Here is an 18,206-nt window from a genome sequence, read left to right on the forward strand (position 1 = left end):
GCCGCTGCGTATTCAATATGCGCTAGCGCATGATACCGAAAAATGTGAGCGATTTCCGGACGATATCAAACTGTTTAATTTCTTTAGCGGCCACGTCCGCTGAGCGAGAAGACCGAACGGATCCGTGCCGCGACGTCTTCGGCCATGATCTCGTCGGCAAGCTTCGGATCGGCAGCGATACTGGTCACCTCGAAAGCGCTGACGGCGATGACGGAGCCGTCCTCGACAGAGGCTGCGTCGATGCTGATCTTGGCGACGTTGCGGTCGTTCTGGAAGCCGAGTCCTTTCTGGATGGAAACCACCCGGATCGTCAGCACCACGCGCGGCAGCACGGTGTCACGCACCGTTGAGTTGATCGCAGCATTGACACGGTCATTGATACCGGAAAGCAATTCGGCCGGCATGTTCGGACCGGAGAGAACGACAGCGCTTCGCACATCGTAGACCGGCGCCTCGTGCTTGTTGGCCGAGAGGCTGACGCAGGCCGTAAGCGCAATGCAGACGAGTGCGGCCCGGCAAAAACACGACCTCAGCCAATTCATTGCAAAATCCCGCATTCCCCGTTGGAGTCGCAGATTTCGTCATAATGTCTGGGAAGGCAATATGTTTCAGGCGCTTAGGGCGAAAAAAACGTCCGTCGCCGCCTTGAACTCTGCAAAGCGCTTCGCCCGCCGCTCCTCGGCCTCCTCGTCGCGTCCCCAATGCTCGATCGTCCAATCCTCGTCGAGGTGGGCAAGCGACCATGCCTCCTCCGTGGTCACCCTGCCCTCGGCGAAGGCGAGCGCCAGGATCGCCGAGCCGGTCAGCGTCGTGATGGTGTGGAGCACGGCGAGCTCCAGCGGGTTTTCATGCCGTGCGAGCGTGACCGCAAAGGCAGCGGTTGCCTCGCGCGGCTGTTCGTGATGCATCACGCCTTCGACAAGGATGAAGCGGGCGCCGAGATCGTTCGCGGCCCAGTCGACAATCGGATCCCAGCGTTCCGCCTGGCGCTCCACCAGCCGCTCCGGCCCATCTGCCCGATAGCAGAGCAGGTCGCTCGAGGAAAAGCGCAGAATATCTTCGAAGATCGCCTGCGAGTTGGAGACGATGCCATCGAGCGTAGTATTGACGAGCCTCGTTACCGGCATGGTGACGGGGTCGATGACCTCAGCCTGCGCCTCCCATTCGGCGGCAACGAGCCGGGCAAGTGCCTCGGTCGGCACGGCGAGAACCTGGCGTGCCGGCGTGCGCACCATCTTGCCGTCGAGCGTGATCGCAAAACCGCCCTCGTGCTCGGCAACGGAAACATCAGTGTAGAAGCGCTTCGGCAGCGGCTTCTTCATCTGGATCTGCGCGCGGCGGATGGGATCGGGATGGCTCAGGCCTTCGGTAAGGTCGTTCAGCAGATCGCGCATGGGCTCACCTCAGGAAAAATGGCGCAATATTTCGTTCGGATGGTAGGCGATCGCATCGGCGCCGTTGGCGATCAGCTCATCCACGCTGGCATAGCCCCAAGCAACGCCGATCGCCTTGGCGCCGGCAGCCTTTGCCATCTGCATATCGTAAACCGCATCGCCGATGACAATGGTGTCGGCAGCATTCATGCCGGTTTCATCGCAGCATTCGGTGACCATCGCCGGATGCGGCTTGGAGGGGCAATCGTCGGCGGTGCGCGCGACGACGAAATGCTTGTCGAAGCCATGCGTCTCCATCACCAGCTTCAGCCCACGTCGGGATTTGCCCGTCACCGCGCCGATCAGCAGGTCGTCGCGCCCGCTGATCGCATCGATCATCTCGCGGATGCCGGGAAACAGCGGCTCCTTGTAGTCGAGGTCCTGACGCACGATCGAGAACAGCGATTTGTAATGCGCCGTCATCTCGATGTCGTCCTGCTCCACATGCGGCCTGCCCTGCATGCGGGCAATGGCGATATCGAGGGACAGGCCGATAATGGCCTTGGTGTCTTCAAATCGAGGTTCCGGCTTGCCGAATTTATCGAAGGTCCTGCGCATGGTTTCGTGGATCAGACCGGCGCTATCGACCAGCGTGCCATCGCAATCAAAGAGCGCCAGTTTCATTCGGCATCCCTTTCGGCACCGGCGAGATCGAGGCCGAGAAGATTCCAGGTCTGCACCATATGCGGCGGCAGCGGCGCGCTGATGCGCAGGCGCCCGCCGGAGGGATGCGGGATGTCGATGTGACGCGCGTGCAGATGCAGCTTTTTCTGGACGCCGCCTGGGAAATCCCAGTTCGGATCGTCGTCGAAATATTTCGGATCGCCGATGATCGGGTGGCCGATATGCAGCGCATGCACGCGCAGCTGGTGGGTACGGCCGGTATAGGGCTCCATCTCCAGCCAGGCGAGGTTCTGCGCGGCGGTTTCCAGCACGCGGTAGAACGAGACGGCGTGGTCAGCCCCGTCCTCGCCGTGCTTGGCGATGCGCATGCGGTCGCCGTCGATCGTGGGCTCCTTGACGAGCCAGGTGGAGATCTTGTCCTCGTGTTTGCGCGGCACGCCCTTGACCAGCGCCCAATAGGTCTTCTTGGTGTCGCGCTCGCGGAAGGCCGCCGTCAGCTTCTGTGCGGCGCCGCGGGTGCGGGCGATGACGAGAACGCCTGATGTGTCGCGGTCGAGACGGTGGACGAGGCGCGGCTTCTCGCCTTTCGGGCTGGTCCAGGCTTCGAGCATCTGGTCGATGTGCCTGGCGACACCGGAACCGCCCTGCACGGCAAGACCGGGCGGCTTGTTGAGCACGATCACCTTTTCGTCCTCATGCAGCACCATGCGCGACAGCAGTTCGAAATCCGTGGAATGCTTGAGATCCTTGCCGGCGATCGGCCCGGATTTCAGCTTCGCATCGACATCCAACGGCGGCACGCGCACGGTCTGGCCGGGCTGCACGCGGGCATCCGATTTGACGCGGCCGCCATCGACGCGCACCTGGCCGGAGCGCAGGAGCTTCTGCAATGGACCGAAGCCGAGGCCCGGAAAGTGCACCTTGAACCACCGGTCGAGCCGCATGCCCGCCTCGTCAGGTTCAACCTTGATATGTTCTATGCCAGCCATAAACGGATCTTTCGGAAATTGCAGCGCAGGCCCAGCCGGCGTCCTTGCCGCAGCCTTTAGAGCATTTTCATGGAAAACGGAAACCGGAAAAGAAATCAGGCCAAAGCCCGCATCACGGCGAGCCCAGCGATGACGGCCGCCATCGAAAGCCCGACGCTCGCAACGATGTAGACGCCGCCGGCGACAGCCTCGCCGCGCTCGAACAATGAGATGGCATCGAGCGAGAAGGCCGAGAAGGTGGTGAAGCCGCCGAGGAAGCCGGTAACGAGTAGCAGGCGCAGTTCGACCGAAGCGTTAAATTTCCGCGCAATCAGCTCGGTGAAGAGGCCGATGACGAAGCAGCCGACCACATTGACCGTGAGCGTGCCCCAGGGAAACGCCGGGCCCATGAGCCTCAGCGCCCATTGGCCGACATAATATCTGAGGAGGGAACCGATAGCGCCGCCGACTGCGACTAGGAGAGCCTGGATCATGAGCCGGATTTATCGCGTTTCGAAAGCGATTCCAATCAGGTCGGACGAATTCTTACCATTTTGTAAAATGCCAGCGATTTTCTTATGATGGCGCCAAGATCATGCCGATACGGTGACGGCATGACCCAACTCTTGTCGATATCGGCCAGCACTGCCGCCATTGCCTTCGAATCGCTCCGAATCCCGCAGCGTGTGGCAACGAGCACCGCAGCGCGCGACGCACGGCGCCTGGCTGACAGGCAATTGAAGGCTGAGAGCACCGACGATGTCGACGAGCCCTCCAGCATCATCCAGTCGACGGAAGTGGCGCTCGACCTGATGGCCAAGGGCAACCGCCAGCCGCAGGCAGGCCTGGAGCAGGCGCTGCGATCCTACGAGGATTTCTGAGGCAACCGCCTTTCAAACGAAAGCCCGCGACTGCAATTGCTGTCGCGGGCTTTTTTTGTCTTCGCTGGCCTAGCCTTACTTGCCCTGTGCCGACAGTACCTGCAGCGCCAGATCGACCTTGCCGGCCTTTTCGAAGGTCAGTGTCACCGGCACCGTGTCGCCCTGCTTGAACGGCGTCTTCACCTTCTGGAACATCAGATGCAGGTTGCCGGGCTCGAGCTTGAGCGTCTCGCCGGCGGCAATGGCGATGCCGTCCTTCAGCTGGCGCATCCGCATGACATTGTCCTTGGTCACCATTTCGTGGATCTGAACCTCGCCCGCCGCAGGCGATGTCACCGAGATCAGGCGATCTTCCGCATGGCCGTTGTTCTTCACCGTGAAAAAGCCGCCGCCGACCGGCTGACCGGGCAGCATCGCCTTGGCGAAACCGCCGGAGATTTCGAGATCGCCGGCCTTGACCGTTTCGCCGGCCGGCGCCGCCGCAGCCATGCCTGCCATGCCGGACATATCCATGCCGGCCATGTCGTCATGGTCATGGCCATGTTCTTCGCTGGCGACGATCTTCAGCAGCGGCGCCGGGCTTTTGAGGCCATGGGCATCGCTGCCTGCCGGCGCCACCTGATCCCAGGCCGTGACCGTATCGCCGCACATCTGCATCACCGGAAAGGCGAGCGAGGTGCCGGCCTCGACGCCTGAAACTTTACCCTGGATGACGAAGGTGTCGTAGAAATCGTCGGAGAGATTGCCGTTCTTCCAGCGGATCTCGATCGCGCCAGTTTTCACCTTGTCGCCATGATTGTCGTAGGTCTTCTGGTAATCGCCCTTGATCACTTCGAGCTCCCAGCCGGCTTTCGGCTGCGGCTTGGCGAAGACGAAGCCTTCAGGCAGCTTGACCCGCACTTCCGTCGTCGCCTTGCCGTCGCAGCCATGCGGCAGCTGCAGCGTGGCGAGAATGGTGCTTTCCTGGGTCGCCTGCTTGTCAAGGAAGGTCACATGCGCTTCGGCGCCGGCAGCGGCGGTTGCGGAAAAGAGGGCGATAAGCCCCAACGTCTTGATGGTCTGCGTCTTGATCGTTTTCATCGGATATCTCCTCGCCGGCCGCGGCATTTCTCTCAGGCGGACCGGCATGTTGCGTTCAGATTGCGGAGAAAAATCAGACGGGAATAGGAGGCGCTCGGGAATTCGGCCGGCTGACGGCGCTGGCCCCGGCAACCGCTGATGTTTCGATCGGCGAGTTGACGAACGAGGCGAGCTTGCGCTCAAGCCAGCAACCCGCATCCGGCGTCGGCAGGATGACCGAGGCCGATAGCCGGCACGCTTCGCAATTCGGCCTGAAGGCAGCGGTCTTGCCGTCGTCGTCCTTCACCGTCACGCAGAGCGAGGCAAAGGTGCCGTCGGGCAGCATATAGGCGCCTGCCTGATACGCCGCGGAATCGGCGGCTCGCGGCGCCTGATGGGCGAGGCCGAGCAAAAGCAGACTCAATGCGCAAAGCATGCGCAGGAAGAGCGTCGCTTTCAGTCTGGTCTGCCGCATGAGATCCCCTTCAACAGCATCTCGCGATAGCCGGTTTCCCCGCCGAATGCAAAAGCAGATTTGCCACGGATCGGGCGTACCCATGAAGTATGGCGACAAAAATTTGTCAGGTCACGACATTTGGTCTTGCCAAGCGCTACGCCCGCCGGATAATTGCGCCAACCCTGTTGGGAGAATCCGGTGCTTTCGCCACCGGTGCCGAAGGAGCAACCGCCCCGGAAACTCTCAGGCAAAAGGACCAGCAAGGGGCAGACGGAACTCTGGAGAGAAGCGTTCTCGAAACGCTCGCCGAAGGGATAACAATCTCAGGCGTCAAAGACAGAGGGGGCTCAGGAGAGAAGTGCGCAGCCGCGCCTTCAGATTTGAGCCCGCGCCTTCGTGAAGAAGGCGCAAACCCCGGAGGCGTCTTTTGGACGATACTGCTGCCCTGAAGAAAACCCCGCTGCATGCCCTGCATCTCCAGCTCGGCGCCCGCATGGTGCCGTTTGCAGGCTACGACATGCCGGTGCAATATCCCGCCGGCGTGATGAAGGAACATCTTCATACCCGCGCTGAAGCCGGCCTCTTCGATGTCTCCCACATGGGCCAGGTCATCGTGAAGGCGAAATCCGGCAGCTATGAGGACGCCGCGCTGGCGCTCGAAAGCCTGGTGCCCGTCGATATCCTGGGTCTTGCCGAAGGCCGCCAGCGCTACGGCTTCTTCACCGATGACACCGGCTGCATTCTCGACGACCTGATGATCACCCATCTCGACGACCACCTCTTCGTCGTCGTCAATGCCGCCTGCAAGGAGGCCGACGTCGCCCATCTGCAGGCACACATTAGCGACCAATGCGACATCACCGTCCTCGACCGCGCTTTGATCGCGCTGCAGGGACCGCGCGCGGTCGCGGTTCTTGCCGAGCTCTGGGCCGATGTCGCGGCGATGAAATTCATGGACGTGCGCCACTGCCGCCTGCACGACGTTTCCTGTCTGGTCTCGCGCTCCGGCTACAGCGGCGAGGACGGCTTCGAAATCTCTATCCCATCAGACAAGGCCGAGGATGTCACCAAGCGGTTGCTCGAACATCCAGACGTCCAGGCGATCGGCCTCGGCGCTCGCGATTCGCTGCGCCTCGAAGCCGGCCTCTGCCTCTACGGCAACGATATCGACACGACCACCTCGCCGGTCGAGGCGGCCCTCGAATGGGCCATGCAGAAGGCGCGGCGTTCCGGGGGCGCGCGCGCCGGCGGCTTCCCGGGCTCAGGTCGCATCCTCTCCGAGCTCGAAAACGGCGCCTCGCGCCGCCGCGTCGGCCTGAAGCCGGAAGGCAAGGCGCCGGTGCGCGGCCACGCCAGGCTTTATGCCGATGCCGAGGGCAAGGTCGAAATTGGCGAAGTCACCTCAGGTGGCTTCGGCCCAAGCGCCGAAGGCCCTGTCGCCATGGGCTACGTGCCGGTGTCCTACGCCGCGGTGGACACACAGGTCTATGCCGAGGTGCGCGGCAAGTTCCTGCCGGTTACCGTCTCCGCCCTGCCCTTTGTTACGCCAACCTACAAACGCTGAAACCTGTTTTCCGAGAGGATTTTTCCATGCTGAAATTTACCGCTGAACATGAATGGCTCCAGCTCGACGGCGATGTCGCAACTGTTGGCATCACCACCTATGCCGTCGAACAGCTGGGCGACCTCGTCTTCGTCGAACTGCCGGAGATCGGCAAGAGCTTCGCGAAGAACGACGATGCGGCCACCGTCGAATCGGTCAAGGCCGCCTCCGAAGTCTATTGTCCGCTCGATGGCGAGATCACCGCGGTCAACGAGGCGATCGTCGCCGATCCGTCGCTCGTCAACTCCGATCCGCAGGGCGCCGGCTGGTTCTTCAAGCTGAAGCTCAAGAATCTTGCCGATGCCGACGGCCTGCTTGACGAGGCCGCTTACAAGGAGCTCATCGCGTAATGACGACGCCGACCGAATTCCAGTTCACCGACTATCAGCCGTACGATTTCGCCAATCGCCGTCACATCGGCCCCTCGCCGGCCGAGATGACCGACATGCTGAAGGTGATCGGCTATAACAGCCTTGACGGGCTGATCGACGCGACGCTGCCGCCCGCAATCCGCCAGAAGGCGCCGCTCGTCTGGGGCGCGCCGATGACAGAGCGCGAGGCGCTCGACAAACTGCGCGAGACCGCCAACAAGAACAAGGTGCTGGTCTCGCTGATCGGCCAGGGCTACTACGGCACGATCACGCCGCCTGTGATCCAGCGTAACATTCTGGAGAACCCCGCCTGGTACACGGCATACACGCCCTACCAGCCGGAGATCAGCCAGGGCCGCCTGGAAGCGCTCCTGAACTACCAGACGATGATCTGCGATCTCACGGGCCTCGACGTCGCCAACGCCTCGCTGCTCGACGAGGCGACAGCGGCCGCCGAAGGCATGGCCATGGCCGAGCGCGTCGCCAAGTCGAAGGCCAAGGCCTTCTTCGTCGATGCCGATTGCCATCCGCAGACCATCGCACTCATCCGCACCCGCGCCGAGCCGCTCGGCTGGAGCGTCATCGTCGGCAATCCCTTCACCGATCTCGATCCGGTCGATGTCTTCGGCGCGATCTTCCAATATCCCGGCACGCACGGTCACGTGCATGATTTCACCGGCCTGATCTCCCGCCTGCACCAGGCGGGCGCCATCGCTGTCGTCGCTGCCGATATCCTGTCGTTGACGCTGCTGAAATCCCCCGGCGAAATGGGCGCCGATATCGCTGTCGGCTCCTCGCAGCGCTTCGGCGTTCCCGTCGGCTACGGCGGTCCGCATGCGGCCTACATGTCGGTCAAGGATGCCATCAAGCGCTCCATGCCTGGCCGCCTCGTCGGCGTTTCCGTCGATGCCCGCGGCAACCGAGCTTATCGCCTGTCGCTGCAGACGCGCGAACAGCATATCCGCCGCGAAAAGGCGACGTCGAACATCTGCACCGCCCAGGTGCTGCTCGCCGTCATGGCCTCGATGTACGCCGTCTTCCATGGTCCGAAGGGCATCAAGGCAATCGCCCAGCAGGTCCACCAGAAGGCCGTGCTGATGGCCAAGGGCCTGGAAAAGCTCGGCTATAAGGTTGAACCCGAAACCTTCTTCGACACGATCACCGTCGATGTCGGCCACATGCAGGGACTCATCCTGCGCGCCGCCGTCGCCGAAGGCGTCAATCTGCGCAAGGTCGGCGAAACGAAGATCGGCATGAGCCTCGACGAGCGCACGCGTCCGGCAACGCTGGAAGCCGTCTGGCGCGCCTTCGGCGGCAATTTCGCGATCGCCGATTTCGAGCCTTCCTACCGCCTGCCGAAGGGCCTGCTCAGGACCAGCGAGTATCTCACCCATCCGATCTTCCACATGAACCGCGCCGAAAGCGAGATGACGCGGTACATCCGCCGGCTCTCCGACCGCGATCTCGCGCTTGACCGCTCGATGATCCCGCTCGGTTCCTGCACGATGAAGCTCAACGCGACGGCGGAAATGCTGCCGATCACCTGGCCGGAATTTTCGGATATCCATCCCTTCGTGCCGGCAGACCAGGCGCTCGGCTATCGCGAGATGATCGACGATCTCACGGAAAAGCTCTGCGCCGTGACTGGCTACGACGCCTTCTCCATGCAGCCGAATTCGGGCGCACAGGGCGAATATGCCGGCCTGCTGACGATCCGCAATTATCACCTCGCCAATGGCGACGCCCATCGCGACGTCTGCCTGATCCCGACCTCGGCGCACGGCACCAACCCGGCCTCGGCGCAGATGGTCGGCATGAAGGTGGTGGTCGTCAAGGTGCGTGAAAACGGCGATATCGATCTCGACGATTTCCGCGCCAAGGCCGAAGAGCATGCGGCAAACCTCGCCTGCTGCATGATCACCTATCCCTCGACGCACGGCGTCTTCGAAGAGACGGTCAAAGAGATCTGCGATCTGGTGCATGAGCATGGCGGCCAGGTCTATCTCGATGGCGCCAATATGAACGCCATGGTCGGCCTGTCCCGGCCTGGTGACATCGGTTCCGACGTCAGCCACTTGAACCTGCACAAGACCTTCTGCATCCCGCATGGCGGCGGCGGTCCCGGCATGGGCCCGATCGGCGTCAAGGCGCATCTGGCGCCCTACCTGCCCGGCCATCCCGAAACCGACGGCCGTTCGGGTGCGGTTTCGGCGGCAGCCTTCGGCTCGGCCTCGATCCTGCCGATCTCCTGGAGCTATTGCCTGATGATGGGCGGCGAAGGGCTGACACAGGCGACCAAGGTGGCGATCCTCAACGCCAACTATATCGCCACCCGGCTGAAGGGCGCCTATGACGTGCTGTACAAGTCGAAGACCGGCCGCGTCGCGCATGAATGCATCATCGACACGCGCCCGCTGGTCGACAGCGCAGGCGTCACCGTCGATGACGTCGCCAAGCGTCTGATCGACTGCGGCTTCCATGCGCCGACGATGAGCTGGCCGGTCGCCGGCACGCTGATGATCGAGCCGACGGAAAGCGAGACCAAGGCCGAACTCGACCGCTTCTGCGAAGCGATGCTGGCAATCCGCGAGGAAGCCCGGGCCATCGAAGAAGGCCGCATGGACAAGACCAACAACCCGTTGAAGAACGCGCCCCACACCGTCGAAGACCTCGTCGGCGAATGGGACCGGCCTTACAGCCGAGAACAGGCCTGCTTCCCGCCCGGCGCCTTCCGCGTCGACAAGTACTGGTCGCCTGTTAATCGCGTCGACAACGTCTATGGCGACCGCAACCTGATCTGCACCTGCCCACCGGTCGAGGCCTACGCAGAGGCAGCGGAGTAGCGTCAAGTCCGATGCCGTAGTAAAGGGCCTCACAATCGAAGCCCCTTCCATCATGGGAGGGGCTTTCTAAATTCTGATAGAAATGCGCGAAGGAAGTCCCCATGCCCCAGGATCAAAGCGAAGCCAGAATGCAGGCGCCCTGGTCGAAGCCTGTGGTCCTCGCCCTCGAAGAGCCCGGCCAATACGTGACCATCGATAACACCCAAGCAGCCTCGTGGGCGATGATCGAGGACTGGCCGACGGAGGACGGTTCCGCACTCGACCAGGCGCTGCTGATCTGCGCCGATGTCATCAAGGGCAAGCGGACCGGCGAAGATGCACGCAAGGCATTCATTGCCGCCGCCGTCGAAGCAGGCCTCGATATCAAGGCCTGAACGGCGGCGATCGGACGATGCGAGCCAGTTCCCCTGCTCTCTATCGGCGCTGCCGGTTTAAAACCTAGAAGCGCTCGCCGACCATATCCTCGCTTTTGGCCCACAAAGCCCTGGCCGTCTCGGGATCGAGCGCGTAGCTGCGCACGCCTTCGGAAATCGGGCTGACCTCCGCATCCGTCACTTCGGAGATGTGGCAATTCTCGCAATATCTGCCGCCGACCGCGTCTGCCGGGGCGACGAAACCTGCCCAGACTGATGTAGCGGCACCCTGAGGGATCGTCTTCCGCTGGAAGGGCGGCTTGCCCTCGGCGGCGAGTGCGGCGTTGATCTGCGCCAATATGCCTTCGATCATGCCGGGGTCGAGATGACGGTCGAGCTCGGTCTGGATGCCGCCGGGATGCAGTGCCGTTGCACGGATGCCGCGCTCCCTCAGGCGTCGGTCGAGTTCCACCGCGAACAGGATATTTGCGGTTTTCGATTGAGCGTAAGCCGCCCAGGGCTCGTAGGTCTTGCTCTCGAAATTGAGGTCATCGAGGCTGAAAGGTGCCATGCGATGGCCCGAGGATGCGACGATCACCACGCGGCCGCCCGATTTGACAAGCGGCGCAATGCGGTTGACCAGCACGAAATGACCGAAATGGTTGGTGCCGAACTGCGTTTCGAAACCATCGGCAGTGCGGCCGAAGGGAGCGGCCATCACGCCGGCATTGGCAATGACGACATCGAAGGGGCGGCCATCCGCAATGAGCGCATCTGCGCAAGCGCGCACGCTTGCGAGTGAAGCAAGATCGAGCTCTACGATATCAAGGCTACCGCCATTGGTAGCATCCGTGCGCACGACTTCCGTTGCCGCCCTCGTCTTTGCAAGGTCACGTGCCGTACCCACCACCTGCGCTCCGTGGGCTGCCAGCACGCGCGCGGTTTCCACGCCGAGGCCGGCCGAAACACCCGTCACCAGCACGCGCTTGCCCTTGAGATCGACGCCGGCGAGCACCTCGTCGGTGGTCGATGTCGCGCCAAAAAGTCCACTCATGATTATCTCCTTGATCATGGACGCACCGCTCCGGACTGGTGAACCATTGCCCACCGGCCTCAAATGGAATAAAAGGAGGATGCCTCCAGATAAATACGGAGGGCTCCTCCGCTTATCAAGAGGACTTCTCGTAAATGGCCGAAAAAAGTGACCGATCCACCGTCCGAAAGCCGCGTGCGGACGCCGAACGCAACCGCCTTCTTTTGATGGAAACGGCAAAGATCGTCTTTGCCGATAAGGGTTCCAGCGCCAGCCTGGAGGAAATCGCCCGCATCGCCGGCGTCGGCATCGGCACGCTCTATCGCCATTTCCCGACGCGCGATGCTTTGGTTTCCGCCATCTACCGCAACGAGACGAAGCAGCTTGCCGCTGCCGCCAAAAGCCTCGCCGAAACGCATCCTCCTGTCGAAGCGCTTCGCCTGTGGCTGGTGCAGTTCGTCGATTATGTCGTGACGAAACGCGGCATGTCCGAGGTGCTGGATTCTTTAGTCGGCGGCACCTCCGAACTCTATGCCGATTCTGCCGATTTGATCATAGGTGCCGTCAATCTGCTGGTGGATCGCGCAGTTGCCACCGGTGAAATCCGTCTGTCTATGGACCCGCTCGATATCCTGCGCGCGCTGGCGGGCGGCGCGAGCATCAGCTGCGGCCCCGCCTGGCGGGATGCGGCAAGGCAACTCATCGATATTCTGATTGCCGGAATGAGAGCCGGTCGCTGAGGCTGAATGGCGACATCGACATGGAGGATTTCCGCGCCAAGCTTCGACGCGCGGGGCGAACTCGGGTGTGCCCATTTCGAGGCATAGGTTCAAATTTAACCTTTCTTAGCAAGTCTCTGTTAGCAATTCAAAATGGGCGATTTCCACTCCGCATGGATGTTGCCGTCGATTTTTGTTTTGCGTGCAGGTTCTCATGCGTTCATCGGCTGTGCCAGCAATTCTCCTCGCCGCCCTGATTCTTTCGGGATGCTCCGCCAGTTCCGGCGCTGAAGATGTGCTGGCGAACGTGCCGTCATCGGAAACCACCAACGCCATCACCAAGCCAAGCGGCCCGATACCGGCTGCAGCCGTCGGCAATCCCGCGCCGCAGGCAAGCCCGCCGCAGCAGGCGCTGAGCTGGACAGGGCCGGTTCCAGAGCCGCAAGCGCTCGTGCCCGCGGACAGGCCGGTCGGCATGCCGATGCCGACGGAAAGACCCGTCGCGATGCTCATGCCTGCCGACCCGGATGTCGATCCCGGCGCCGGCACGAAATCGCCGACCCGCAGCCGAATTTACGGCCACCGCTTCCGTGACGCAAAGCCGATCAACTTCGGCTCCACCTCGCCCAGAAAGCTTGCCGTCCACGGCGTTGACGTCTCGCGCTGGCAGGGCGAGATCGACTGGCAGACATTGCAGAAGCAAGGCGCGAACTTCGTCTACATCAAGGCGACCGACGGCGGCGATCACCTTGACCCGATGTTCAAGAAGAATTGGCGTCAGGCCAAGGAAGCCGGCATGAAACGCGGCGCCTATCACTTCTTCTACTGGTGCCGGACGGCCGGCGAGCAGGCCGACTGGTTCATCCGCAACGTGCCAAAGGAAGCAAACGCGCTTCCGCCGGTCATCGACGTCGAATGGAACGGTGAATCGAGCTGCAAGCAAAGAATCTCCCGCGCTCGCGTTCTGGAGAAGATGCAGGTGTTCCTGGAAAAGGTAGAGCGCCATTACGGCCAGCGCCCGATCATCTATACCGCGCCGGACTTCTATCGCGACAACCTGAAGGGCGAACTGCTCAATTATCCCTTCTGGCTGCGCTCGGTGGCCGCCCATCCCTCCAAGGTCTATCCGGGCCGCAAATGGCTCTTCTGGCAATATTCCGGCTCCGGCCTCTCCGACGGCGTCGACGGCAAGATCGATCTCAACGTGTTCAATGGCAACGAAAGCGATTGGCACGACTGGGTGGCGACGCGATAGCGAACGCCACCTCGCTGGTCCCGTTGCGTGCCAATCCGCGACAGGTGCAGGAGCTGGACGCGCGCCTGTAGGTCTTTGCTAACGCAACGCCTTCAGCATTCCCTAAGCCCTTGCATGTACAAGAATTTCATCCAGTTCAGGGAAAACGGCTGATGAGCATATCGGGCATTGCCAGCACGGCGCTTTCGGGAATGCGGGCGCAGACGACGCGGATCGGCGCGATTGCCAACAACCTCGCAAACGTCAGTACACCGGGCTATGCTAGGCTGAACACCAGCCTCACTTCCGTTGAACCAGGCGGTGTCCAGGCGGTCGTCGAACCGACGGCTTCTGATGTCGATCCCGCGACCGAACTGACCGACATGATGCAAGCCGAGCAGAGCTACAAGGCGAATGCGGTGGTCTTCGAGACCGGCGCCGACATGTGGGAAATGCTCATGAGCATCAAGCGCGACTGAGCACGACACTTAAAGGCACAGCGCTGTAATAACCCCGTCTTGAATCAGACCTATGCCGGTCTGCGCCATTGACGCGGATGACCCCATGCCTGAGCATCAGGATTTTCTCAGCCTTTCTGCAAGAGCCGAACATGATGCGCCGCCGCTGGTGCTGCTGCATGGCAGTGGCATGCATGAACGCAATCTCATCGCGCTCGCCGACAGGGTCGGCCCGGATCGTCCTTATCTGTCGCTGAGAGGTGCGGTCGCATGGGAGGAAGGCTTCGCCTTTTTCCGGCGAAACCCGGACCGCACACTTGATTATACCGATCTCTTCAACCAGACACACCACCTCGCGGATTTTCTGCAGAAGGCGCTGGAGACCCGGCTCTTGAAACGGCCGCCCGTGCTGCTCGGCTTTTCGAATGGTGCGATCATGGCCGCCTCGGTCCTGCTGCATCGTCCGGAAACGGCAATCGGTGCCGTCCTGCTGCGGCCGCTCTCACCCGCGCCTGCCGCGGATTTTCCCGAGCTGAAGAACCATCGCATCCTCATTCTTGCCGGCGAACGCGACGAGCGGCGCGCGCCGGAGGATGTCGTTCTTGTCAGCCATCAGATCGAAAAGAGCGGCGCCCGAGTCACGACAAGACTGTTCCCACGGGCCATGGCCTCGATGAGCGGGAACCGGATTTTATTGGGAATTGGCTGGCAGAGAATTTCCCACCAGCCTGAAGGGCGACGCTATCAGGAATGCGCCGGTTCGCTCTGGCGCTGTGCGGCAAGGGCCGCCAGATCGGCAGGCTTCAACTCGACGGATTCGCCGCAGCCGCAGGCCGATGTCTGGTTTGGATTGGTGAAGGTGAAGCCCGAGCGCAGCGTCGTCGTCTCGAAGCCCATCTCGGTGCCGAGCAGATAGAGCACGGCCGATGGCTCAACCCAGACTTTCGCCCCATCGCGCTCGATCAGGTCGTCCTTGGCATTCGGTTCGGTCACCAGGTCGATGGTATATTCCATCCCGGCGCAGCCGCCCTTCTTGATGCCGACGCGCACACCCTTGGCCTCAGGCCCCGAATTCTCAACGATCGCCTTGACGCGGGCCGCAGCCCCGTCCGTCATGCTCATGATTGCAAAGCCCATCGGCTCATTCTCCTTCCGCAACCGGGGTCAAGATCCGGCGCATCGTGAATCAAATGTAGTACCCTGAGGTAAACGGATCAATACCGGGGGATCAGTACCAACCGACGGCGACCTGCGCCTCTTCCGACATGCGGTCCGGAGTCCACGGCGGATCGAAGGTCATCGCGACCTCGACGCCCGACACGCCTTCGACGGCGCCGACGGCATTTTCGACCCAGCCGGGCATCTCGCCGGCAACTGGGCAGCCGGGCGCGGTCAGCGTCATCATGATCTTCACCATCCGGTCGTCCTCGATGTCGATCTTGTAGATCAGACCGAGCTCGAAGATGTCGGCCGGAATTTCCGGATCGTAGACGGTTTTCAACGCGCTGATGACGTCGTCGCTCAGCCGCGCCAGCTCATCGGCGGGGATGCTGGAATGGACGATGCCTTCGCGCACGTCGATCTTCTGTTCGCTTTCGTCCAGGCTCATCACGGACACTCCTCAAGCAAAGAACTTGCGCGCATATTCAAGCGCATCGGCCAGGGCATCGACCTCGGCGCGGGTATTATACATCCCGAAGGATGCACGGCATGTGGATGTGACGCCGAAACGTTTCAAGAGCGGCATGGCGCAATGCGTGCCGGCGCGTACCGCAACACCCTGCCGGTCGATCACCATCGAGACGTCATGGGCATGAATGCCCGCCAGTTCGAAGGAGAAGATGCCGCCCTTGTCGGGCGCCGTTCCGAAAACCCGCAGCGAGTTGACGGATTTGAGGCGCTCGGCCGCGTAAGCTGCAAGATCGGCTTCATGACGGGCGATCGCCTCGCGGCCGATCTTCTCCATGTAATCAAGTGCATAACCGAGCCCGATCGCCTGCACGATCGGCGGCGTGCCGGCCTCGAAGCGATGCGGCGGATCATTATAGGTGACCGCGTCCTCGGCGACTTCGAAAATCATCTCGCCGCCGCCCTGGAACGGGCGCATCTCCTGCAGCCGCTCCTTCTTGCCGTAGAGCACGCCGATGCCAGAGGGGCCATAGAGCTTGTGGCCGGTCATGACGTACCAGTCGCAATCGATATCCTGCACGTCGACCGGCAGATGCACCGCGCCCTGCGAACCGTCGATCAGTACCGGAATGCCGCGTTCATGTGCGATCCGGCAGACTTCCTTGACGGGAACGATCGTACCGAGAGCATTCGACATATGGGTGATGGCGACGAGCTTGGTGCGCTCCGTCAGGCTCTTCTCGAAATCCTCGATATGGAAGGCGCCTTCATCGTCGACGGGAACCCAGACCAGCTTGGCGCCCTGCCGCTCGCGGATGAAATGCCAGGGCACGATGTTGGAGTGGTGTTCCATGATCGTCAGGACGATCTCATCGCCTTCACCAATCTCGGGCATGCCCCAGCCGTAAGCGACGGTATTGATCGCTTCAGTCGAATTCTTGGTGAAGACGATGTCGTTGACCGAGGGCGCGTTGAGGAAGCGGCGGACCTTCTCGCGCGCCGCCTCATAGGCGTCCGTCGCGGCATTTGAAAGATAATGCAGGCCGCGATGCACATTGGCATATTCATGGCTATAGGCATGCGAGATGGCGTCGATCACCACCTGCGGCTTCTGTGCCGAGGCGCCGTTGTCGAGATAGACCAGCGGCTTGCCATACACCTTCTCGCTGAGGATCGGAAAATCCCGGCGGATGGCTTCGACGTCGTATTGCGTGGCCGGTACTATCTTGTCCATGGCAAAATCCGATCAGGCGTGCTTTTCGAGCCAGGCCGAAATCACGCCTTCCAGCGCCTCGACCAGGGCTTCGTCATCAAGTTCTTCGACGATCTCGGCAACGAAGGCGTTGACGAGCATTGCCCGCGCCTTGTTCTCCGGAATGCCGCGCGCCATCATGTAGTAGAGATGATTGGCGTCGATATCGGTCACCGTCGCGCCGTGGCCGCACTGGACGTCGTCGGCGAAGATCTCGAGCTCGGGCTTGACCGAGAATTCGGCATCGTCGGACATCAAGAGCGTGTTGCAGGCCATCTTGGCATCGGTCTTCTGTGCATCGGGTGCCACCCGGATCATGCCCTGGAAGACGCCCTTGGCGCGGTCGAAGACAACGTTGCGGATCACCTCGGTCGAGCCGGTGTGCGGCACATCGTGGCCGAGCACCATCGTAACGTCGGTATGGCTGTCGGCCCCAAGCAGGTTGATGCCGCGCAGTGTGAGATCCGCGCCCTCGCCCGTCACCTTGATATGCAGCTCCTGGCGCACCAGCTTGCCGCCGGCATTGATGACGAAAAGCCGGAGCTTGGCGTCAGCGCCGAGATCAATGCGGATCTGGCCGAGATGCGTGTCCTCGGCGCCCTGCTGCTGCAGGATGATCCAGGTCAGCTCCGTGCCTTCGCCGACAGTGATGTCACTGACGTGGGACACGAGGGCCGCATCGCCTGTCACCGAAAGGTGACGTTCGATGACGGTTGCCTTGACGCCGGCGCCGAAGGAGACGGGAAGGCGCGTATGCGCCTGTCCGCCGGAATGGATGAACTGAATTTCGAGCGGAGATTCAAACTCGGTCTCGGCGGGCACGTCGACAACATAACCGTCGCGCACGAAGCTGCCGTTGATGCGGCCCACCGCGTCATCGGAACCGAGTGCATCCAGGCCGTCCGCGGCCGAGCCGTTGATCAGATATTCGGAATAGGCTGAAACACCGAGACCGTCGGCGACAGCCTTCTGGTTGGAATGGCCCTGGATCACTGCCAGCACCGTCGCATCGGCAACGAGCGGCTCCAAAGCCTCCGAGCCGGCATCACCTGCCTGCGACGGGATAGTGCGCAGGAGATTCTTGAGGTCGGTATAGTGCCAGGCCTCGATTCGGCGCGTCGGCAGGCCGGCCTTCTTCAGGTCGTCGAGTAGCCGGTCTCGCAGCGCCGTCACAGCGCCATTGCCCGGCAGTTCGCCGATCTGCTGGTTGAAGGCCTCGATCAGCGCCGCCTCGGCCGCGGTCAGGCGGCCCGTCGTCTGCATATTCATGGACGTCGTCCTTTCCGCCC

The 18,206-nt window shown here is 61.9% G+C and carries 21 protein-coding genes and 1 riboswitch; of the genes, 8 read left to right on the forward strand and 13 right to left on the reverse strand.

Annotated elements, in window-relative coordinates; translation table 11 throughout:
• Positions 1–83 precede the first annotated feature (83 nt).
• The 5 genes from EFD55_RS14190 to crcB form a co-directional block, all read right to left on the reverse strand.
• Positions 84–542, reverse strand: a complete 459-nt coding sequence (locus EFD55_RS14190; RefSeq protein ID WP_125845692.1) for a calponin homology domain-containing protein — start codon at positions 540–542, stop codon at positions 84–86.
• Positions 543–608: 66 nt separating this feature from the next.
• On the reverse strand, positions 609–1,394 hold the full coding sequence (locus EFD55_RS14195; protein ID WP_125845693.1) for an ATP12 family chaperone protein: 786 nt from the start codon (positions 1,392–1,394) through the stop codon (positions 609–611).
• Between the two features lie 9 nt (positions 1,395–1,403).
• The gene (locus EFD55_RS14200; RefSeq protein WP_125845694.1) at positions 1,404–2,057 is read right to left on the reverse strand and encodes an HAD-IA family hydrolase; all 654 of its coding nucleotides are present in this window, start codon (positions 2,055–2,057) and stop codon (positions 1,404–1,406) included.
• Positions 2,054–3,046 (reverse strand): RluA family pseudouridine synthase, encoded by a 993-nt coding sequence (locus EFD55_RS14205; protein ID WP_125845695.1) that lies wholly within the window; start codon positions 3,044–3,046, stop codon positions 2,054–2,056. The genes EFD55_RS14200 and EFD55_RS14205 overlap by 4 nt, the downstream gene beginning before the upstream one ends.
• A 95-nt stretch (positions 3,047–3,141) precedes the next feature.
• The gene (gene crcB, locus EFD55_RS14210; protein ID WP_125845696.1) at positions 3,142–3,519 is read right to left on the reverse strand and encodes a fluoride efflux transporter CrcB; all 378 of its coding nucleotides are present in this window, start codon (positions 3,517–3,519) and stop codon (positions 3,142–3,144) included.
• 120 nt (positions 3,520–3,639) lie between these two features.
• Between crcB and EFD55_RS14215 the strand changes: the two genes are divergently transcribed.
• The gene (locus EFD55_RS14215) at positions 3,640–3,906 is read left to right on the forward strand and encodes a hypothetical protein (RefSeq protein WP_125845697.1); all 267 of its coding nucleotides are present in this window, start codon (positions 3,640–3,642) and stop codon (positions 3,904–3,906) included.
• A 75-nt stretch (positions 3,907–3,981) separates the two neighbouring features.
• Here the strand turns inward: EFD55_RS14215 and EFD55_RS14220 are convergent, their stop codons facing one another.
• Positions 3,982–4,986 carry a copper chaperone PCu(A)C domain-containing protein gene (locus tag EFD55_RS14220; RefSeq protein WP_125845698.1) on the reverse strand — a complete coding sequence of 335 codons (1,005 nt, stop codon included), beginning with the start codon at positions 4,984–4,986 and terminating at the stop codon, positions 3,982–3,984.
• A gap of 73 nt (positions 4,987–5,059) precedes the next feature.
• The gene (locus EFD55_RS14225) at positions 5,060–5,440 is read right to left on the reverse strand and encodes a hypothetical protein (protein ID WP_125845699.1); all 381 of its coding nucleotides are present in this window, start codon (positions 5,438–5,440) and stop codon (positions 5,060–5,062) included.
• A 158-nt stretch (positions 5,441–5,598) separates the two neighbouring features.
• A riboswitch (glycine riboswitch) is annotated at positions 5,599–5,691 on the forward strand.
• Between the two features lie 158 nt (positions 5,692–5,849).
• Between EFD55_RS14225 and gcvT the strand changes: the two genes are divergently transcribed.
• From gcvT to EFD55_RS14245, 4 genes are all read left to right on the forward strand, one after another.
• On the forward strand, positions 5,850–6,986 hold the full coding sequence (gcvT, locus tag EFD55_RS14230) for a glycine cleavage system aminomethyltransferase GcvT (protein WP_125845700.1): 1,137 nt from the start codon (positions 5,850–5,852) through the stop codon (positions 6,984–6,986).
• 26 nt (positions 6,987–7,012) lie between these two features.
• Positions 7,013–7,375, forward strand: coding sequence for a glycine cleavage system protein GcvH (gcvH, locus tag EFD55_RS14235; RefSeq protein WP_125845701.1), 363 nt, complete (start codon positions 7,013–7,015; stop codon positions 7,373–7,375).
• On the forward strand, positions 7,375–10,239 hold the full coding sequence (gene gcvP / locus EFD55_RS14240) for an aminomethyl-transferring glycine dehydrogenase (protein ID WP_125845702.1): 2,865 nt from the start codon (positions 7,375–7,377) through the stop codon (positions 10,237–10,239). The genes gcvH and gcvP overlap by 1 nt, the downstream gene beginning before the upstream one ends.
• Before the next feature lie 128 nt (positions 10,240–10,367).
• Positions 10,368–10,613: a DUF982 domain-containing protein gene (locus EFD55_RS14245; protein WP_165504844.1), complete on the forward strand. Its 246-nt coding sequence runs from the start codon at positions 10,368–10,370 to the stop codon at positions 10,611–10,613.
• 64 nt (positions 10,614–10,677) lie between these two features.
• On the opposite strand, the gene EFD55_RS14250 is transcribed toward EFD55_RS14245, so the two are convergent.
• Positions 10,678–11,646 carry an SDR family NAD(P)-dependent oxidoreductase gene (locus tag EFD55_RS14250; RefSeq protein WP_125845704.1) on the reverse strand — a complete coding sequence of 323 codons (969 nt, stop codon included), beginning with the start codon at positions 11,644–11,646 and terminating at the stop codon, positions 10,678–10,680.
• A 134-nt stretch (positions 11,647–11,780) separates the two neighbouring features.
• Between EFD55_RS14250 and EFD55_RS14255 the strand changes: the two genes are divergently transcribed.
• The 3 genes from EFD55_RS14255 (at position 11,781) to EFD55_RS14265 (ending at position 14,057) form a co-directional block, all read left to right on the forward strand.
• Positions 11,781–12,365 carry a TetR/AcrR family transcriptional regulator gene (locus EFD55_RS14255; protein ID WP_125845705.1) on the forward strand — a complete coding sequence of 195 codons (585 nt, stop codon included), beginning with the start codon at positions 11,781–11,783 and terminating at the stop codon, positions 12,363–12,365.
• A 193-nt stretch (positions 12,366–12,558) separates the two neighbouring features.
• Positions 12,559–13,599, forward strand: coding sequence for a glycoside hydrolase family 25 protein (locus EFD55_RS14260; protein WP_125845706.1), 1,041 nt, complete (start codon positions 12,559–12,561; stop codon positions 13,597–13,599).
• 152 nt (positions 13,600–13,751) lie between these two features.
• Positions 13,752–14,057 (forward strand): flagellar basal body rod protein FlgC, encoded by a 306-nt coding sequence (locus tag EFD55_RS14265; RefSeq protein WP_125845707.1) that lies wholly within the window; start codon positions 13,752–13,754, stop codon positions 14,055–14,057.
• Here EFD55_RS14265 and EFD55_RS33165 read toward each other — a convergent pair.
• From EFD55_RS33165 to sufD, 5 genes are all read right to left on the reverse strand, one after another.
• On the reverse strand, positions 14,044–14,496 hold the full coding sequence (locus EFD55_RS33165) for a hypothetical protein (protein ID WP_165504843.1): 453 nt from the start codon (positions 14,494–14,496) through the stop codon (positions 14,044–14,046). The genes EFD55_RS14265 and EFD55_RS33165 overlap by 14 nt on opposite strands.
• 284 nt (positions 14,497–14,780) lie before the next feature.
• Positions 14,781–15,173: a Fe-S cluster assembly scaffold SufA gene (gene sufA / locus EFD55_RS14275; RefSeq protein WP_125845708.1), complete on the reverse strand. Its 393-nt coding sequence runs from the start codon at positions 15,171–15,173 to the stop codon at positions 14,781–14,783.
• 91 nt (positions 15,174–15,264) lie between these two features.
• Entirely contained in the window at positions 15,265–15,645 is a 381-nt protein-coding gene (locus EFD55_RS14280) for an SUF system Fe-S cluster assembly protein (protein ID WP_003559708.1), read from the reverse strand.
• Between the two features lie 12 nt (positions 15,646–15,657).
• Entirely contained in the window at positions 15,658–16,899 is a 1,242-nt protein-coding gene (locus tag EFD55_RS14285; RefSeq protein ID WP_125845709.1) for a cysteine desulfurase, read from the reverse strand.
• Positions 16,900–16,911: 12 nt separating this feature from the next.
• The gene (gene sufD, locus EFD55_RS14290) at positions 16,912–18,186 is read right to left on the reverse strand and encodes a Fe-S cluster assembly protein SufD (RefSeq protein ID WP_125845710.1); all 1,275 of its coding nucleotides are present in this window, start codon (positions 18,184–18,186) and stop codon (positions 16,912–16,914) included.
• Positions 18,187–18,206 lie beyond the last annotated feature (20 nt).

It is taken from the genome of Rhizobium pisi (genome assembly GCF_003938655.1).
Taxonomy (GTDB): domain Bacteria; phylum Pseudomonadota; class Alphaproteobacteria; order Rhizobiales; family Rhizobiaceae; genus Rhizobium; species Rhizobium pisi.

Bases quoted from the DNA above. Each gene is read 5' to 3' on its own strand.
- EFD55_RS14190 (WP_125845692.1), bottom strand. From the start codon at position 542: ATGAATTGGCTGAGGTCGTGTTTTTGCCGGGCCGCACTCGTCTGCATT.
- EFD55_RS14195 (WP_125845693.1), bottom strand. From the start codon at position 1,394: ATGCGCGATCTGCTGAACGACCTTACCGAAGGCCTGAGCCATCCCGAT.
- EFD55_RS14200 (WP_125845694.1), bottom strand. From the start codon at position 2,057: ATGAAACTGGCGCTCTTTGATTGCGATGGCACGCTGGTCGATAGCGCC.
- EFD55_RS14205 (WP_125845695.1), bottom strand. From the start codon at position 3,046: ATGGCTGGCATAGAACATATCAAGGTTGAACCTGACGAGGCGGGCATG.
- crcB (WP_125845696.1), bottom strand. From the start codon at position 3,519: ATGATCCAGGCTCTCCTAGTCGCAGTCGGCGGCGCTATCGGTTCCCTC.
- EFD55_RS14215 (WP_125845697.1), top strand. From the start codon at position 3,640: ATGACCCAACTCTTGTCGATATCGGCCAGCACTGCCGCCATTGCCTTC.
- EFD55_RS14220 (WP_125845698.1), bottom strand. From the start codon at position 4,986: ATGAAAACGATCAAGACGCAGACCATCAAGACGTTGGGGCTTATCGCC.
- EFD55_RS14225 (WP_125845699.1), bottom strand. From the start codon at position 5,440: ATGCGGCAGACCAGACTGAAAGCGACGCTCTTCCTGCGCATGCTTTGC.
- gcvH (WP_125845701.1), top strand. From the start codon at position 7,013: ATGCTGAAATTTACCGCTGAACATGAATGGCTCCAGCTCGACGGCGAT.
- gcvP (WP_125845702.1), top strand. From the start codon at position 7,375: ATGACGACGCCGACCGAATTCCAGTTCACCGACTATCAGCCGTACGAT.
- EFD55_RS14245 (WP_165504844.1), top strand. From the start codon at position 10,368: ATGCAGGCGCCCTGGTCGAAGCCTGTGGTCCTCGCCCTCGAAGAGCCC.
- EFD55_RS14250 (WP_125845704.1), bottom strand. From the start codon at position 11,646: ATGAGTGGACTTTTTGGCGCGACATCGACCACCGACGAGGTGCTCGCC.
- EFD55_RS14255 (WP_125845705.1), top strand. From the start codon at position 11,781: ATGGCCGAAAAAAGTGACCGATCCACCGTCCGAAAGCCGCGTGCGGAC.
- EFD55_RS14260 (WP_125845706.1), top strand. From the start codon at position 12,559: ATGCGTTCATCGGCTGTGCCAGCAATTCTCCTCGCCGCCCTGATTCTT.
- EFD55_RS14265 (WP_125845707.1), top strand. From the start codon at position 13,752: ATGAGCATATCGGGCATTGCCAGCACGGCGCTTTCGGGAATGCGGGCG.
- EFD55_RS33165 (WP_165504843.1), bottom strand. From the start codon at position 14,496: ATGCAGCAGGACCGAGGCGGCCATGATCGCACCATTCGAAAAGCCGAG.
- sufA (WP_125845708.1), bottom strand. From the start codon at position 15,173: ATGGGCTTTGCAATCATGAGCATGACGGACGGGGCTGCGGCCCGCGTC.
- EFD55_RS14280 (WP_003559708.1), bottom strand. From the start codon at position 15,645: ATGAGCCTGGACGAAAGCGAACAGAAGATCGACGTGCGCGAAGGCATC.
- EFD55_RS14285 (WP_125845709.1), bottom strand. From the start codon at position 16,899: ATGGACAAGATAGTACCGGCCACGCAATACGACGTCGAAGCCATCCGC.
- sufD (WP_125845710.1), bottom strand. From the start codon at position 18,186: ATGAATATGCAGACGACGGGCCGCCTGACCGCGGCCGAGGCGGCGCTG.